Source organism: Butyricicoccus sp. OF27-2pH9A, assembly GCF_027693185.1.
GTDB lineage: Bacteria > Bacillota > Clostridia > Oscillospirales > Butyricicoccaceae > Agathobaculum > Agathobaculum butyriciproducens.
Map to the genome: position 1 here is coordinate 16451 of NZ_JAQEXK010000017.1, position 16673 is coordinate 33123.

The 16673-nt window shown below is 58.3% G+C and carries 18 protein-coding genes; 16 read left to right on the plus strand and 2 right to left on the minus strand.

The features are described from left to right. Positions 1 to 13: 13 nt before the first annotated feature. Entirely contained in the window at positions 14 to 394 is a 381-nt protein-coding gene (locus tag PG722_RS11630) for a RidA family protein (protein ID WP_110435180.1), read from the minus strand. Positions 395 to 859: 465 nt separating this feature from the next. On the opposite strand from PG722_RS11630, the gene cbiD reads away from it, so the two are divergent. Genes cbiD through cobT form a run of 8 tightly spaced genes read left to right on the plus strand, consistent with a single transcriptional unit; the run spans position 860 to position 9539 of the window. Further along, the gene (cbiD, locus tag PG722_RS11635; RefSeq protein WP_270580637.1) at positions 860 to 1996 is read left to right on the plus strand and encodes a cobalt-precorrin-5B (C(1))-methyltransferase CbiD; all 1137 of its coding nucleotides are present in this window, start codon (positions 860 to 862) and stop codon (positions 1994 to 1996) included. Then, on the plus strand, positions 1993 to 2685 hold the full coding sequence (cobI, locus tag PG722_RS11640) for a precorrin-2 C(20)-methyltransferase (RefSeq protein WP_270580638.1): 693 nt from the start codon (positions 1993 to 1995) through the stop codon (positions 2683 to 2685). The genes cbiD and cobI overlap by 4 nt, the downstream gene beginning before the upstream one ends. Next, positions 2682 to 3437, plus strand: a complete 756-nt coding sequence (cobM, locus tag PG722_RS11645) for a precorrin-4 C(11)-methyltransferase (RefSeq protein WP_110435177.1) — start codon at positions 2682 to 2684, stop codon at positions 3435 to 3437. Before cobI ends, cobM begins: the two co-directional genes overlap by 4 nt. Further along, positions 3434 to 4474: a cobalt-precorrin 5A hydrolase gene (locus PG722_RS11650; protein WP_270580639.1), complete on the plus strand. Its 1041-nt coding sequence runs from the start codon at positions 3434 to 3436 to the stop codon at positions 4472 to 4474. The genes cobM and PG722_RS11650 overlap by 4 nt, the downstream gene beginning before the upstream one ends. After that, positions 4471 to 5199 (plus strand): precorrin-3B C(17)-methyltransferase, encoded by a 729-nt coding sequence (gene cobJ, locus PG722_RS11655; protein ID WP_118564046.1) that lies wholly within the window; start codon positions 4471 to 4473, stop codon positions 5197 to 5199. The genes PG722_RS11650 and cobJ overlap by 4 nt, the downstream gene beginning before the upstream one ends. Beyond that, positions 5196 to 7148 (plus strand): precorrin-6A reductase, encoded by a 1953-nt coding sequence (cobK, locus tag PG722_RS11660; protein ID WP_270580642.1) that lies wholly within the window; start codon positions 5196 to 5198, stop codon positions 7146 to 7148. Before cobJ ends, cobK begins: the two co-directional genes overlap by 4 nt. Beyond that, positions 7135 to 8484, plus strand: coding sequence for a cobyrinate a,c-diamide synthase (locus PG722_RS11665; protein ID WP_270580644.1), 1350 nt, complete (start codon positions 7135 to 7137; stop codon positions 8482 to 8484). The genes cobK and PG722_RS11665 overlap by 14 nt, the downstream gene beginning before the upstream one ends. Beyond that, positions 8481 to 9539: a nicotinate-nucleotide--dimethylbenzimidazole phosphoribosyltransferase gene (gene cobT, locus PG722_RS11670; protein ID WP_270580646.1), complete on the plus strand. Its 1059-nt coding sequence runs from the start codon at positions 8481 to 8483 to the stop codon at positions 9537 to 9539. The genes PG722_RS11665 and cobT overlap by 4 nt, the downstream gene beginning before the upstream one ends. Positions 9540 to 9681: 142 nt before the next feature. Here the strand turns inward: cobT and PG722_RS11675 are convergent, their stop codons facing one another. Further along, positions 9682 to 10122 carry a YcxB family protein gene (locus PG722_RS11675; protein WP_158578261.1) on the minus strand — a complete coding sequence of 147 codons (441 nt, stop codon included), beginning with the start codon at positions 10120 to 10122 and terminating at the stop codon, positions 9682 to 9684. 182 nt (positions 10123 to 10304) lie between these two features. Between PG722_RS11675 and PG722_RS11680 the strand changes: the two genes are divergently transcribed. The 8 genes from PG722_RS11680 to PG722_RS11715 are packed head-to-tail and all read left to right on the plus strand — an operon-like array spanning position 10305 to position 16660. Then, entirely contained in the window at positions 10305 to 10835 is a 531-nt protein-coding gene (locus tag PG722_RS11680; protein ID WP_270580647.1) for a bifunctional adenosylcobinamide kinase/adenosylcobinamide-phosphate guanylyltransferase, read from the plus strand. Continuing rightward, positions 10832 to 11620, plus strand: a complete 789-nt coding sequence (locus tag PG722_RS11685) for an adenosylcobinamide-GDP ribazoletransferase (RefSeq protein WP_270580648.1) — start codon at positions 10832 to 10834, stop codon at positions 11618 to 11620. Before PG722_RS11680 ends, PG722_RS11685 begins: the two co-directional genes overlap by 4 nt. After that, complete coding sequence (locus tag PG722_RS11690) at positions 11617 to 11946, plus strand: bifunctional adenosylcobinamide kinase/adenosylcobinamide-phosphate guanylyltransferase (protein WP_270580650.1); 330 nt, start codon at positions 11617 to 11619, stop codon at positions 11944 to 11946. Before PG722_RS11685 ends, PG722_RS11690 begins: the two co-directional genes overlap by 4 nt. Then, positions 11943 to 12899: an adenosylcobinamide-phosphate synthase CbiB gene (gene cbiB, locus PG722_RS11695; protein WP_270580652.1), complete on the plus strand. Its 957-nt coding sequence runs from the start codon at positions 11943 to 11945 to the stop codon at positions 12897 to 12899. The genes PG722_RS11690 and cbiB overlap by 4 nt, the downstream gene beginning before the upstream one ends. A 36-nt stretch (positions 12900 to 12935) precedes the next feature. Then, a complete protein-coding gene (locus tag PG722_RS11700) occupies positions 12936 to 14006 on the plus strand; it encodes a pyridoxal phosphate-dependent aminotransferase (RefSeq protein ID WP_270580654.1) in 1071 nt (356 codons plus the stop codon). A gap of 1 nt (position 14007) precedes the next feature. Further along, on the plus strand, positions 14008 to 15507 hold the full coding sequence (locus PG722_RS11705; protein WP_270580656.1) for a cobyric acid synthase: 1500 nt from the start codon (positions 14008 to 14010) through the stop codon (positions 15505 to 15507). Continuing rightward, positions 15504 to 16028: a cob(I)yrinic acid a,c-diamide adenosyltransferase gene (locus PG722_RS11710; protein WP_270580658.1), complete on the plus strand. Its 525-nt coding sequence runs from the start codon at positions 15504 to 15506 to the stop codon at positions 16026 to 16028. Before PG722_RS11705 ends, PG722_RS11710 begins: the two co-directional genes overlap by 4 nt. An 8-nt stretch (positions 16029 to 16036) precedes the next feature. Next, positions 16037 to 16660, plus strand: a complete 624-nt coding sequence (locus PG722_RS11715) for a precorrin-8X methylmutase (RefSeq protein WP_270580668.1) — start codon at positions 16037 to 16039, stop codon at positions 16658 to 16660. Positions 16661 to 16673: the final 13 nt, after the last annotated feature.

A 16673-nucleotide genomic window follows, 5' to 3' on the forward strand; every position in this document is an offset into this window, starting at 1 on the left:
TTTTTGGTTTGCCTTACGGCAGGAGAGCGGTTACCTCAATCTCGACGAGAGCGTCCTTGGGAAGTCTTGCAACCTCCACAGCGGAGCGTGCCGGGTAGCTGCCTTCACCGAAGAAGGTGGCGTAAACCTCGTTCATCGCGCCGAAATTGTTCATGTCGCTCAGGAAGACGGTAGTCTTGATCACCTGATCCATACCGGTTCCTGCCTCAGCAAGGATTGCCTTTACATTGGTGAGCGACTGCTTGGTCTGTGCTGCGATCCCTTCCGGAAAAGCACCGGTTGCGGGATCGATCGGAAGCTGACCCGAAGTAAATACGATACCGTTTGCTGCAATTGCCTGTGCATACGGGCCGATGGCTGCGGGTGCGTGTTCCGAACAGATAACCTTTTTCATTTCCTGCTCAGCCTCCTTTCGTCCTTTCGTGAGATAAATTTATCACTTTTAAAATTCTTTGTCAAGATGTATTTGTGCAATTTGGATGAATGAATAAAAAAATCTCGCGTATTTATCAATATTATCAACAACTATTGTGAAAAATGATAATTTTGAACAGACTTTTTGTACAAAAATACTGCGTAAAATATTTACTTTTTTCACCTCGCACTTAGAAAAGTTTATTATTTTACAGAACATGGCAATTAAAGTGCGAATTTATAAAAAATTTTTGTTATCCTACTAAAACAATGCGATGAAGAATTCACGGAGAATCGCAGGGGGAGCGGCACTGCCGCGGAAAATGATAAAAATTCCGACACCGGAAAACCGGGGCAGAGAAAAGACATCCCGCGTTTGCACTTCAAATAAAAGCCTGCGTATGCTATAATAAATTGGATTACATTTCACAGGGAGGTGCACCGCATGCCGGACGAAAAACTCACCGCCTATCGCGGCGGCAAGGCGCTTCGCCGCGGCTGGACAACTGGCTCGTGCGCGGCGGCGGCCTCGCAGGCGGCGGCTGTGCTGCTGCTGACCGGAATCGCGCCGCCGGAGATTCACCTGCACACGCCGGGCGGCATCACCTTCTGCCTGCCGGCCGAGGACGCGCATATGAGCGGAAACGCGGCTGTCTGCACCGTCCGCAAGGACGCGGGCGACGATCCGGACATCACAAACGGGGTCCGCATCACGGCTTCCGTGCGCCGAATCGAAAAGGGCGTTACCATAGAGGGCGGCGCCGGCGTCGGACGAATTACCCGCCCGGGACTGGCGATGCCGGTCGGAGAAGCGGCGATCAATCCCGGTCCGCGGCAGCAGATCACGGATGCGGTGCACCGGGCCGCGGAACAGAACGGATACGGCGGCGGCTTTTCTGTCACCATTTCGGTGGAGGACGGCGAGGCACTTGCCGCCCAGACCTACAATGGCCACCTCGGCATCGTCGGCGGCATCTCGATTCTCGGCACGAGCGGCATTGTCGAGCCGATGAGCGAAAAGGCGCTCGTGGACACCATCCGATTGGAGCTGGACAGCCTGTACGCGCAGGGACAGCGCATTGCGTTCCTGTGCCCGGGCAACTACGGTGCGGATTTCGCGCGGGACACGCTCGGCCTTGACCTCGAACGCGCGGTCAAGTGCTCCAACTTCATCGGTGAGGCGTTCGACCATGCGGCGTACCGCGGCTATCCGGAGATTCTGCTCGTCGGACACGCCGGAAAGCTGGTCAAGATGGCTGCAGGCGTGATGAACACGCATTCATCGGTCGCAGACGCACGGCAGGAGATTTTCACCGCGCATGCGGCACTGTGCGGCGCACCGCGCGAGACACTCGAAGGACTGATGGCCGCCATCTCGGTGGACGCGTGCGTGGAGCTGCTGGACGAAGTGAATCTGCGTCAGCCCGTCCTGTCGCGCATCGGCAGGGAAATGGAAACCCGTATCGCCCTGCGCATGAAGGGGCAGGCACGCGTGGAATTCATCATGTTTACGGGAAAATACGGCGTGCTGGCGGAGTCCGCCGGTGCGCGCGCACTCTGTGAGAGGTTGAAACTGCAATGAAGGGTATTTTATATGGAGTCGGTGTCGGTCCGGGCGATCCGGAGCTGCTGACCGCCAAGGCGATCCGGCTGCTGCGCGAGTGCGATGCGGTCGCCGCACCGAAGTCCGCCGACGGCAGACAGACCGCACTGGATATTGCTTCGCCGTACATCGGGCAGGACAAGACGATCCTGCTGTTCGATATGCCGATGACGCACGACAAGCAGGTGCGGAACGCCAGCCACGACGCGGCGGCAGACGCGCTCTGTGCGCTGCTCGACGAGGGCAAAACCGTGGTGTTTCTCACGCTCGGTGACCCGACGGTATATTCCACATACTGGTATGTACACAAGCGTGTTGCCGCTCGCGGCTATGCTGCCGAGCTGGTGCCCGGCGTGCCGTCCTTCTGTGCCGCAGCTGCCGCCATGGGCCGCGCTCTGTGCGAGGACGGGGAAATGCTGCACGTCATTCCGGTCACGCACGGCAGGGCAGAGGAGGGACTTTCTCTCTCCGGCAGCAGGGTGCTGATGAAGACAGGAAAGAGTGTATTGGAGGTGCGCGAACTGCTCCGGCAGCGCGGCGAACTTGGCAGCGCGGTGCTGATCGAACGCGTTGGCATGGACGGTCAGCGGCTGATCGAAGATTTAGATGCGCTTGAACAGCCGAGCGGCTATTTCTCTATTATATTGGTAAAGGAGCAAAGCGAATGATCTATTTTGTGGGTGCAGGCTCGGGTGCGCCCGACCTGATCACGGTACGCGGCGCACGTCTGCTGAGCGAGGCAGATGTGATCGTTTACGCCGGTTCGCTGGTCAATCCGGCGCTTTTGGACTACAAAAAGGACGGATGCGAGGTGTATAACAGCGCGAAGATGACGCTCGAGGAGGTCATCGCCGTGATGGCGCCTGCCGCGAAAGCGGGCAAAACGGTCGTGCGTCTGCACACCGGCGACCCGTGCGTGTACGGTGCGCATAGAGAGCAGATGGACGAGCTGGACAGGCTCGGTCTGGCGTATGAGGTCTGCCCGGGCGTGTCCTCGTTCTGCGGCGCGGCAGCGGCACTCAAAGCCGAGTACACACTGCCGAACGTGAGCCAGTCGGTCATCCTGACGCGCATGGAGGGCCGCACGCCCGTGCCCGAAAAGGAGCAGATCGAGTCGTTCGCGGCACACGGAGCCACCATGGTCATCTTCCTGTCGGCGGGTCAGCTGGCGCGCCTGTCCGAGCGGCTGATCGCGGGCGGCTATGCGCCGGATACGCCTGCGGCCATCGTGTACAAGGCCACCTGGCCGGACGAAAAGGTCGTGCGGACAACGGTCGCAGACCTCGCCGAAGCCGGTGCGCGAGAGGGCATTACCAAGACCGCGCTCATCACGGTGGGCGGGTTCCTCGGCACCGAGTACGAGCGCTCCAAGCTGTACGACCCGACCTTTACGACTGAATTTCGTGAGGCAAGCCGATGAAGCACGCAAAATTTGTATCCTTTACCCTGTGCGGCGCACAGACTGTGCAAAAGGCGGTAAAACTCCTGCCGGATTTCCGGTGTGAGCGGTACGCGCGGACGGCGGATGCGTCGCTCTCGGGCACGAGCTTGAAACGCTTTGCGCAGCAGGCAATGGTCGATTGCGACCTGATCGTGTTCGTGGGCGCGACCGGAATCGCGGTACGCGCAGTGGCGCCGTATTTGATGGGAAAAGCCTATGATCCGGCGGTAATCGTCATTGACGAGCAGGGAAAGTTCGTGATTCCGCTCCTGTCCGGACATCTGGGCGGTGCCAACGAGATTGCAGAAATACTTGCGCAAGGTCTGCAGGCTGTGCCGGTGCTCACCACCGCGACAGACGGACGGCAGGTGTTCGCCGTGGACACTTGGGCAAAAGCACACAGCTGTGCAGTTCTGGAGCCGGAACATATTAAATATGTATCCGGTGCGCTGCTCAGGGGGGAAACCGTGGGCGTTCGCTCGGATTTTCCGGTAGACGGGCTGCTGCCCGCCCACATTGACCTTAAAAAAGACGCGGAAAGCGGGTTCACGATTGGATTCCGCACAGACGCACAGCCGTTTGCACATACGCTGCATCTCGTGCCGCGGATTGCGTATCTCGGCATTGGCTGCCGCAAGGGCACGAGCGCGGATGCCATCGAGCAGACGGTTCAGGCGGCGCTTGCATCGAAAAAGTTGCCCTGGCAGGCGATTTGCGGCGCGGTGAGCATTGATATCAAGCAGAATGAGCCGGGTTTGCTGCTGTTTTGCGAAAAGCACGGACTGCCGTTCCGCACCTTTACGGCCGAGCAGCTGCACGACGCACAAGGCGAATTCAGCCGGTCGGCGTTCGTGCAGCAGACCGTCGGCGTCGATAATGTGTGCGAACGCGCGGCTGTGTGCGCGGCACAGAACGGCACACTTATCTTGCACAAATTCGCGCAGAACGGCGTAACGGCGGCTGTCGCCGTGCCGGACTGGCGCGTGACGTTTGAAGAACGGGAGAGTGAAGCATGAAGCTGTATTGCATCGGCATCGGGCCGGGCGGCGAGGAGCAGATGACACTGCGCGCAGTGCGTGCTCTGGAAAAATGTGACTGTGTGGCAGGCTACGGCCTGTACCTCGATTTGATCGAGAACCTCATTTCGGGCAAGGAGCGCATCGAATCCGGCATGACGCGCGAGGTTTTGCGCTGCAAAGCGGCGGTTGAGGCGGCAAAACAGGGCAAAACGGTCGCGGTCGTGTCTTCGGGAGATGCGGGTGTGTACGGCATGGCCGGCCTGCTGCTCGAGCTTTGCGAGCACGAGCCGAACCTCGAGGTCGAGGTCATTCCGGGCATCACGGCGGCCTGCTCGGGCGGCGCCGTGCTCGGCTCGCCGCTGACGTGTGACTTTGCGTGCATCAGCCTGTCCGACCTGCTCACGCCGTGGGACAAGATCGAGCAGCGTCTGCGCGGCGCAGCGGCTGGCGATTTCTGCATCGTGCTGTACAATCCGTCGAGCAAAAAACGCACCGACCATCTGCGCCGTGCCTGCGATATTCTGCTGGAGATTGTACCGCCGGAAACCGTCTGCGGTCTGGTGCGCAGCATTGGCCGAGAAGGCGAAAGCTGCACGCTTACAACGCTCGGTGAGCTGCGTGATACACAGGTCGATATGCTGACCACCGTGTTTGTCGGAAACAGCCGTACGCGCGTGATGGACGGCCGCATGGTCACACCGAGGGGGTATCGCGGCGTATGAAGCTGATGATTTTCTCCGGTACGACAGAAGGACACGATTTGTGCCGGTTTTTGTCGAAAAACAGCGTGCAGGCAGATGTTTTCGTTGCCACAGAGTATGGTGCGGCGGTGATGGAGCCGATGGCGGGAATCACGGTTCACGAGGGCCGCTTGGATGAGCGGGAGATGGAAAAGCGATTGACCTCGGATGCGCTGCTCATCGACGCAACGCATCCGTATGCAGCGGCTGTGACCGACAATCTGCGGGCGGCCTGTGCGAAATCGGACGCACGCTACGAGCGGCTGCTGCGGCCTGCTCTGCCTTATCAGAACTGCGAAATCGTGCTGGACACAGCCGCCGCAGTGGACTGGCTGAACGCGCACGAGGGCGCGGTCCTGCTCACCACAGGAAGTAAAGAACTGGAAGCGTACACGGCGGTGCAGGACTTCCAAACGCGGCTGTTCCCGCGCGTGCTGCCGACCGCTTCGGTGCTCGAAAAGTGCGCCGCACTCGGCTTCCCGGGCGCGCACATCATCGCCATGCAAGGTCCGTTTTCGCAGGCGATGAACGCGGCGCTGCTGCGCGAGACCGGCGCAAAAATCCTCGTGACCAAGGATACTGGCGTGTCCGGCGGCTTTGCGGAGAAGGTCGCGGCAGCCGAGGAGGTCGGTGCAAAGGTACTGGTCATTGCGCGTCCGCGTATGGAAAACGGCAAAAATCAGGCGCAGATGCAGGAATTTTTGACGGAATTGCTCGGTTTACGGAACGAAAAGCAGCAGCGAGAATTTTTCGTCATCGGCGCAGGCATGGGCACGGCGGACACGCTGACCGGCGAAGCCGTCCGCACACTTACAGCCGCAGAGGAAGTATTTGCCACAAAACGGCTCGCATCGCTGTCGCCCAAGGCGGAGGTCTGCGCGTTCTCAGAGCTGGCTGAGCGGGCAATTTCCGGTAATGCCCGGCACACGGCGCTGCTGGTTTCCGGCGACGTAGGATTCTTCAGCGCGGCCGGAAAGCTGCGCGAGCGGCTCCTGCCGTACGGCGGGGTAACACTCGTGCCGGGATTGTCAAGCATGCAGTATATGTGCGCGAAATGCGGCATTTCCTACGAAAATCTGTGTTTTAAGAGCCTGCACGGTCGCGCAGGAAATATTCTCGGTGCCGTAAGTTACCATACGGCAACATTTGCGCTGACCGGCGGTGAAAACAACGCGCAGGCGGTTTGCAGCAGCCTTATGGACGCGGGATTGGGCGCGCTGCCCGTTCATCTCGGGGAAAATCTCGGCGCGGAAAATGAGCGGATTGTGCACGGCACAGCCGCGGAGATCGCGCAGCTTTCGTGCTCGGATTTAGCGGTTCTGCTGCTCGAAAACCCGCGTGCGGCGAACAAAAACGAACCGATTCGAGATGAAATGCTCACGCGCGGAAAGGTGCCGATGACCAAGGAAGAGGTCCGGTGGGTGTCGGTGAACCGCCTGACTGTCCGACCGACCGACACGGTTTGGGACGTGGGTGCGGGCACCGGTGCGGTCACGCTCGAGCTGGCGCGCAAGGCCGGCGACGGCACGGTTTATGCCGTCGAGCGAAAGCCGGAAGCGGTCGCGCTCTTGCGTGAAAACCGCACAAAACTCGGCGGATACAATGTAAAAATCGTTGAAGGATTTGCGCCGGAGGCGCTGGAGGACCTTCCGGCACCGGACTGCGTGTTCGTCGGCGGGAGCGGCGGCAGAATGCGGGAGATTCTGGCACTTGCTAAGAAGAAAAATCCGGAAGTTCGCGTGGTTGTGAACGCGATTGCGCTCGAGACGTTATTTGCGGCGCAGACGGCTTTGAAAGAATTGGGATTTACTGACATCGAGGTCACACAGCTGGCGGCCACGCGCGGCAAGCCGGTCGGCGCGTACACCATGCTGACTGCGAACAATCCGGTGTTTATTCTGTCCGGGAGGGCCGCAAATGACACAAAATAATGCATCAAGACTGCTGCTTGCGGGCACCGGCAGCGGCTGCGGCAAGACGACGGTCACGACCGCGATTCTGCGGGCGCTGCAGCGCCGCGGCGTAACACTCAGCGCGTTCAAGTGCGGTCCGGACTACATCGACCCGATGTTCCACACGGCGGTTTTGGGCGTTCCGAGCCGCAATTTAGACCTGTTTTTCGAGGACGAGGTCGGTATTCGCAGTCAGCTTGCGCGGCATATCCAGCCGGACGGTCTCGGCGTGATCGAGGGCGTCATGGGCTTTTACGACGGCGTTTCCGGTACGACGGATACGGCTTCGGCGGCACATCTGGCTCGCGCAACCGGCACGCCTGCGGTGCTGATCGTGCGGCCTAAGGGGCAGTCGCTGTCGCTTGCGGCACAGATTCACGGGTTCCGCACATTTGCGGAAAATACGCTCGCAGGAGTGATTTTGAACGGCGTTTCGGCGGGAATGTACTCGTTTTACAAACAAATCGCAGAGAAAGCGGGGCTGCCTGTGCTCGGCTTTTTGCCGCCGGTTCCGGAGGCCGAAATACCTGACCGCCACCTCGGTCTGGTGACGGCGGACGAGCTGTCCGACCTGCGTGAAAAAATTGATCGGCTCGCGGATGCGGCAGAGGAGGGCATTGACCTCCACGCATTGTGTGCATTAGCACAGACGGCGAAACCGCTGACCGATACGCACATATCGCTCGCTCGTGTGACCGATTTTCCGGTGCGGATCGCGGTAGCGAAGGACCGCGCATTCTGCTTCTATTATGAGGATAACTTCGATGTGCTGCGCGAGCTGGGGGCAGAGCTTGTGCCGTTTTCGCCGCTCACAGACGAGCGGCTGCCGGAGAATATCGATGGCCTGTATCTCGGCGGCGGATATCCGGAATTGTATGAAAAACGGCTTTCAGAGAATGAAATCATGCGGAATTCTATCAAAAAAGCGATTCAAAACGGTTTGCCGACGGTTGCAGAATGCGGCGGATTTCTTTATCTGATGCAGTCGCTCGACGGCGCGGAAATGGCAGGTGTGCTGCCGACTTCGGCGTACATGACGGGCAGGCTGCAGCCGTTCGGCTATGTCATGCTCACGGCAAACAGTGATAACCTGCTGTGCGAAGCCGGTGGACAATTTCCTGTGCACGAGTTTCATTATGCACAGGCTGTGGATAATGGCACAGATTTTCATGCGGTCAAGCCAAACGGGCGCGCGTGGGACTGCGGCTTTGCATCAGATACGCTCTATGCAGGATTTCCGCATTTGTATTTCCGTGCGAAAACTGAAATTGCAGCGAATTTTGTCCGAAAATGTGCAGAAAGGAGCGGAAAATGACACTTGAACAGACTATTTCTGCCATCCGGCCGCTGGATGAGAAAAGCATGACGGCGGCGCAAAACCGCTTTGCAAATATTGCCATGCCGCTCGGCGGACTGGGGCTTCTGCAGGACGCGATCGTGCAGCTTGCAGGTATTCTCGGTCAGCCGGTGCCGGATATTTCCAGACGTGCGGCGGTAGTTTTCTGCGCGGACAACGGCGTGGTCGCCGAGGGCGTGACGCAGTGCGGGCAGGAGGTGACAGCAACGGTCGCGGAAAATATGGGCCGCGGCGAGTCCACCGTGTGTCTAATGGCAAAACAGCTCGGAATGGACGTGTTTCCGGTCGATATAGGTGTTGCACAGCCGATAAAGAGCGAAAAAGTACTGCAATTTTCCGTTCGGCGCGGAACTGCAAACTTTGCGCATGAGCCTGCCATGACGCGGAAAGAGGCGCTCGAAGCGGTCGAAATCGGTATTAAAATGGCGGAAATGTGTGCTGAAAAGGGATATTCGTTGCTTATTGGCGGCGAAATGGGCATCGGAAACACGACTACGAGCGCGGCAGTCACGGCGGCGCTCACCGGCGCGGAGGCTGCGGCGGTCACAGGACGCGGAGCGGGTCTGTCAACGGCCGGTCTGGAGCGGAAAATCGCGGTGATCGAGGCGGCGCTGGCGCTTCACAAACCCGACTCGAATGACTCGATCGACGTGCTGCACAAGGTCGGCGGTTTGGACATCGCGGGTCTGTGCGGTCTGTATTTGGGTGCGGCGGCGCAGCGCATTCCGGTCGTGCTGGACGGCGTGATTTCGTGTGCGGCGGCGCTTCTCGCGGTGCGATTGTGCCCGCAGTCTGTGCATTTTATGGTTGCCGCGCACAGATCGGACGAACCGGCGAGCATTTTGCTGCTCGATGCACTCGGTAAGCGGCCGTTCCTGACGGCGGGCATGCACCTCGGGGAGGGGACAGGCGCGGCGGCAGGCGTGGCGCTTTTGGACCTGGCACTGGCGCCATATCGGGAAATGGTGAGCTTCGCGGACATTGGAATAGAGGCATATCAGCCGCAAAAGTAGTTGTTTGTCTGACAGATAGCACAAATTTTTATATAAATATTGTGTGTAACGCCGATAAATGCGATCTGCCCGCATTCTTTACAGGAATACTGCGTGCAGCAAAAAGCACCGAGCGTTAACTCGGTGCTTACGGTTCAAATTCTTAGCATTTCAGAGCTTCATCCGCGATATTTGCGGTGATTTTGTTGTAGAACTCCTGCTTTTGCGCATCGTTTTCAAACGCTGAGAACGGCACGATGACCGCGGAGAATTCATCAACAAAAATATAATAATGCTTGTCATCGGTTGCGGTGCGCTGAACGGCCGAATACTGGTAAACGGTATCTTCGTTCTCGCCGGACAGCTCGAATTCGCTTTCGCGCAGCGTGAGCGTTTTCGGTCCGCAAAGCTGTTTGTTCTTTGCGTTCTTGAGGATTTTCTCGATATTTTTGATCATTTTATGACGCATATAGCGCGGTGTGCCCCAGAAGCAGACGGCAGCGAGCGCAACGTAAACCGCGATGGAAACCGGCGTGAGCGTATGCAGCCAGTACATGAGCGCACTGCCGCCGAGAATGACAATAGCCGCAGTGGCGATTCTCATGGTGCGAATGCTGCGTTGAACAATCGCATTATTGTTGTAATAATTCAAATTAAAATCAATGAAATCCTGTTTGGTGATATCGTAATGCAGCTCCATTTTTCCTTACCTCAACTTACTCGGATAAAGTTATTGTATCGAAAATCAGAGCGGATTGCAAGTCTAATTAAGAAAGGGGAGCGAAAATGCTGATTTTAGTGACCGGCGGAGCGGCTTCGGGCAAGTCGGAGCACGCGGAACGGCTGTTGTGTGAAAAAGCACAGAGTCGATTATATCTGGCGACCATGCAGCCGTTCGGCAAGTCTGCAGAGGCGCGGATTGCACGGCATCGGGCGCTTCGTGCGGGAAAGGGGTTCGCTACGGTGGAGAGAACACTTGATTTAGCGAATCTCAGGCTCTCTCAGCAATACGACGGAATTTTGCTCGAGGATTTGGGCAATCTGCTGGCAAACGAGCTGTTTGCGCCGGAAGGCGCAGGCGCAGGATCGGCGTTCGACAGCATTGTTGCAGGCGTGGATAATCTGCAAAAATACTGTGAAACGCTGGTTATCGTTTCCAACGAAATCTTTGCGGACGGCGTGCCGTACCCGCCGGAGACCATGCAGTATATTCGGATTTTGGGAGAACTGCACCAGAAATTAACTGGGAAAGCAGACGCGGTATATGAATCGGTATGCGGAATTTTACTGCCGGTAAAGGAGGGAAAACAGCCGTGAAAAGTGTAATCAGCGGACTTTTGGTCGCGTTCTCAATGTACTCTGCGATACCTGTTCCGCAGGTGAACTGGGAAAAACAGACCATGCGGTGGGCACTTGGCTTCCTGCCGCTGATCGGTGTGCTGATCGGTGCGATAGAGTGGTTCTGGTTCGTATTTTGCGTGCATTTCGGCGCGGCAGGCGTGTTTTACGCTGTGATCGCAGCGCTGATTCCTCTGGCAGTGTCCGGCGGCATTCATCTGGACGGCCTGTGCGACACCTGCGACGCGCTGTGCTCGTTCGGCGACCGGGAAAAGCGGCTGGCCATCCTCAAGGACCCGCACGTTGGCGCGTTTGGGCCGCTCTGGCTGATGGCATTCCTGCTGGCCGAGGTCGGGTGTTTTGCCCAGATTTACGACCGGCCTGTGCTTCTTCCGCTGGCATGCACAGGATTTGCTTTCGCACGGGCAATGGGCGGCCACAAGGTGGTTGCGTCACCGTGCGCGAAAGACAGCGGACTTGCACATATCTTTGCGGAAAACAGCGATAAACGCGCGGTATCGCGCATGTTAGTTGCTGAATTCGTTCTGTTTGCGGTGTTTCTCGGATTGTGGATATACCGCGTGCCGCACGCGCTTGCTGCGGCGAAAGTGCTCGTTATCGTGCTCGTTGCGTGGTATGCTGTGCATGAGCACATAAGCCGCCGTGTGTTCGGCGGTGTCACCGGAGACTTGGCGGGATTCTGCATCTCGCTGTCGGAACTGATCACGCTTGCGGCAGCAGCGATTGGAGGGCTGATTTTATGACCGTGCTCATCATTGGCGGCGCATATCAGGGGAAACGAAAAGTTGCCGAAAACCTGTATGCAGACCTGCCGAGAATTGAAAATCTGCACGAAATCGTGCGAAAAATGCTGAAGGAAGGCAAAGACCCGCTGTCGCTCGCAGATACGCTGTGCGGACACGTTATCACCTGCGATGAGATCGGCTGCGGCATCGTTCCCATCGACCGTGCGGACGAAAACTGGCGTGAAACGGTTGGTCGTCTGTGCTGTGCTTTGGCACAGAAAGCAGATGCAGTCGTGCGCGTGATCGCAGGCGTGCCGCAATTCATCAAAGGAGAACAACCATGACGATAACCCTTGCCGTGCTGCTCGGCTTCGCGCTCGACTGGCTGCTCGGAGACCCGAAAAAATTGCCGCATCCGGTATGTGCGGTCGGAAAACTCATCTCAGGAACCGAAAAAGTTCTGCGCCGCATCTTTCCCGCAACGCCTGCGTCACTGACATTCGCCGGAATTTTACTCTGGCTCATCACCTGCGGTATGAGCTTTGCCGTGCCGTTTTTCCTTTTGCGCTGGCTGTATCATGTGAACTTCTGGCTCGGTTTTGCCGCCGAAACACTGCTCTGCTGGATGATTTTTGCACGAAAAAGCCTCGCAGACGCCGGCTGCCATGTCTACGGCGCGATCAAGCAGTCGCTTGCGGAGGGCCGCAAGGCCATCGCGTGGTACGTCGGCCGCGACACCGCAGAGCTGTCCGAGGAGGGCGTTGTCAAGGCCGCTGTTGAGACCGTGGCTGAAAACCTGACGGACGGTGTGGTCTCGCCGCTCGTGTTCATGCTCATCGGCGGAGCGCCGCTCGGCATGCTGTACAAGGCGGTCAACACGCTGGATTCCATGGTCGGCTATCATAACGATAAATACGAGTATTTCGGCAAGTTTTCGGCAAAAATGGACGATTTTTTCAACTTTATCCCTGCCAGACTGTCCGCACTGTGCATGATCGCCGGTGCCGGAATGCTGCATCTCGATAACCGAAATGCGCTGCGGATTTATCGCCGAGACCGCAATAAGCACAAAAGTCCGAACGCCGGTCAGACCGAGTCTGTGTGCGCGGGCGCACTGCACATCCAGCTCGGCGGCGATGCCAGCTACTTCGGCAAAGTCGTTAAAAAGGCCGCCTTCGGTGATCCGATCCGCCGCGTAGACCGCACGGATATTCTCGCAGCGGTCGATCTGATGACGGCGGCAAGCGTGTTTGCGCTGGTGCTGTGCTGTGCAATCCGCCTGATCGTAAAAAGTTAGGACGCTGTGCGAGAGAGAAAATTCGTATTTGAAAGGGTGACAACATTGCCAACCTATGTCCACGGCGGCGACATCCAAACCTACATCGACCGCCACGGCTTCGCGCCGCTCGACCTGTCCGCGAACATCAATCCGTTCGGCATACCGGACGCGGTACGCGCGGCCATGCACAGGGCTGTGGATAACTGCACGCAGTATCCCGACCCGTTTTGCCGCGCCGCGCGGCAGGCGATTGGTGCGAGAGAAGGCGTCAATCCGGATTTTCTGTACTGCGGCAACGGTGCGGCGGATGTGCTTGACCGTCTTGCGGCGGTGCTGAAACCGCGCAAGGTACTTCTCACCGCACCGACCTTTGCGGAGTACGAGCGCACGCTCTCAGGTGCGGAGATTCGGGTGCATAATCTGCGGGAAACGGACGGTTTTGCGCTCACGGAGCGCATTTTGGACGAGATTTCACCGGATTTGGATGCGGTGTATCTCTGCAATCCGAACAATCCGACCGGGCGAACCGTTAAGCCAGAGCTTCTGCGGGAAATCGTCCGGAAATGTACAGAAAACGGCGTAAAACTGGTTGTAGACGAGTGCTTCAACGACTTCCTGACAGACGCAGAGCGGCACACACGGAAAGACCTGCTGGAATCCAATCCCGGTCTGATCATTCTGCGCGCGTACACGAAAATGTACGCCGTGCCCGGTGTGCGCTTCGGCTGGTGCATGACGGCGGATGCGGCGCTGATTGAGAAATTATACCATGCCGGACAGCCGTGGAACGTGTCGGTCATCGCGCAGGCGTGCGCCGTCGCGGCGGCAAACGAGCCGGACTGGGCCACTGAAACCGCCAAACGCATTGCCGAGGAACGCAGGTTTTTATCCGACGGACTTGCAGCCTGCGGACTGACCGTCTTTCCGGGCGAGGCCAACTTCCTGCTGTTCCGCTCAAACGATACCGGATTGCACAAGAAACTCGCTGAACACGGCATAATGATACGAAACTGCGATAATTATCGCGGACTTTCGGCGGGATACTATCGCGTTGCCGTAAAAACGAGAGAAGCGAGTGAGCGGTTACTGCAAATCATTACTAATTATACCCAATGTGAGGTGTAAAATGGCAAAGACAATCATGATACAGGGAACGTGCTCGAATGCAGGCAAAAGCCTTCTCTGCGCGGCTCTGTGCCGGATTTTCCGGCAGGATGGCTACCGCGTTGCGCCGTTCAAGTCACAGAACATGGCGCTCAATTCGTTCATCACGGCGGACGGCAGGGAGATGGGCCGCGCGCAGGTCGTGCAGGCCGAGGCGGCGGGCATCGCACCCGATGTGCGTATGAACCCGATCCTGCTCAAGCCGACAAGCGACGTTGGCTCGCAGGTCATCATCATGGGCGAGGCGCAGGGAAACCGCACCGCGCGCGAATATTGGGGGCACAAAAAGGCGCTTTTGCCCATGATCAAGGACGCATTTGACAGCCTTGCCGCCGAGAATGACATCATCGTGATCGAGGGTGCGGGCAGTCCGGCGGAGATCAATCTCAAGCAGGATGATATTGTAAATATGGGTCTGGCGAAGCTGGTGGATGCACCCGTTCTGCTGGTCGGCGACATTGACCGCGGCGGTGTGTTCGCGTCGCTGTACGGCACAGTCAAGCTGCTCGAGGAGGACGAGCAGGCGCGGATTCGCGGTCTCATCATCAACAAATTCCGCGGTGACGTGGAGATTCTGCGGCCGGGTCTGACGCAGCTCGAGGATTTGACCGGCAAGCCGGTCATCGGCGTGGTGCCGTACGGTCATTTTGACATCGACGATGAGGACAGCCTGTCCGAGCGTCTGGACGCAAAGGCTGCTCCCGCACTGGTGAACATTGCGGTGGTAAAGCTGCCGCGTCTTTCCAATTTTACGGATTTTTCCGCACTTTCTCGTGTATCCGGCGTGAGCGTCGCGTACACGGACAAACCGGCACAGCTTGCCGGAGCCGACCTGATTATCCTGCCGGGCACCAAGTCCACGCTGGCAGACCTGCGCTGGCTGCGCGAGAGCGGCATGGAGGCGCAGATTCTCAAGGCGCACGCGGCAGGCACACCGGTTTTCGGTATCTGCGGCGGCTACCAGATGATGGGACGCACGGTCTCCGACCCGGACAATACCGAGGGCGGCGGCAGTCTGCGCGGCATGAAGCTGCTGCCGATCGACACGGTGTTCCGCCCGAGCAAGACCACGACGCAGACGCGCGGCACGCTGCTTGAGATTGACGGCGTGCTGTCCGATTTGAGCGGTCTGGCGGTCGAGGGCTATGAGATTCACATGGGTGAAACTGTGCGCGGCGCGAGTGCAAAGCCGCTCGTTCGATTGCTTCGCAGGGAAGGCGAAATCGAGGACGGCTGTCAGACGGAAAACGCCTTCGGCACCTATCTGCACGGCGTGTTCGATGCGCCGGAGGCGGCGCTGCGGACGGCGCAGGCACTGGCGCAAAAGAAGGGTGTGACGCTCACCGGTGAAGCGCTCGACACACACGCCTACAAGGAGCAGCAGTACGACAAACTGGCGGATTCGGTGCGAAAATCGCTCGATATGGAGTGGATTTACCGTATAATGGAGGGAAAAGCATGACAGGACTTATTCACCTGTACTGCGGTGACGGCAAGGGTAAAACCACGGCGGCGGTCGGACTGGCGGTGCGCTGCGCCGGACGCGGAAACAAGGTCGTGTTCGCGCAGTTTCTCAAGGATGGGACTTCGGGCGAGTGCCGCGTGCTGGCGAAATTGCCCGAAGTGACCGTGATGGCGGCAAATCCGGTCGGCAAGTTCTCCTTCCGCATGACGGAGGCGGAGAAGCGGGAGACAGCGGACGCGCTCACCCGCACCTTCGATGCGGCAACCGGCTTTGCTGTGCGGGAGCACGCGCGGCTGCTCGTGCTGGATGAGGTCTGCGCGGCAATCTCGTGCGGCTTTCTGGATGAGAAAACGGTCGTAAAATTCCTTGAGACCAAGCCGGAAACGCTCGAGGTCGTACTGACCGGACGGGGTCCGTCCGAAGCGCTGCAGGCACACGCGGACTACATTACAGAAATGAAAATGCAGCGGCACCCGTTTGAAAAGGGCATCGCTGCGCGGGAGGGAATCGAATTTTGAATGGATACATGAAGCCGCAGGACATTGAAAAGCGGTCGTTTGAAATCATCACCGCCGAGCTGGGCGAGCGCACGTTTCCGGCGGGCATCGCCGAGGTAGTCAAGCGCGTCATCCACACCACGGCGGATTTTGACTACGCGGACAGCCTTGCGTTTTCGCCGGACGTGATCGAAAAGGCAAAAGCCGCACTTGCGGCAGGGGCGACGGTGGTTACCGATACCAATATGGCGCTCTCCGGGGTGAACAAGGCGACGCTGGCAAAGCTCGGCGGAAAGGCGGTCTGCCTGATGGCGGATGAGCAGGTGGCAAGCGAGGCCAAGGCTCGCGGTGTCACGCGGGCGGTCGTTTCGATGGAGCACGCCGCCAAATTGGAAGGCCCGCTCATCTTCGCCATCGGCAATGCGCCGACTGCGCTTATCCGTCTGCATGAGTTGATTGAGGAAGGCATTGTCGCGCCTGCGCTCGTCATCGGCGTGCCGGTCGGATTTGTCAACGTGGTCGAGGCGAAGGAGCTGTTCATCGGCGGGGACACGCCGTATATCATCGCACGAGGCCGCAAGGGCGGCTCGAATGTAGCCGCGTCCATTGTCAATGCGCTGCTGTATCAGTTGGTGCATCGAGAAGGCTTTTAACGCGAAAAAAGAG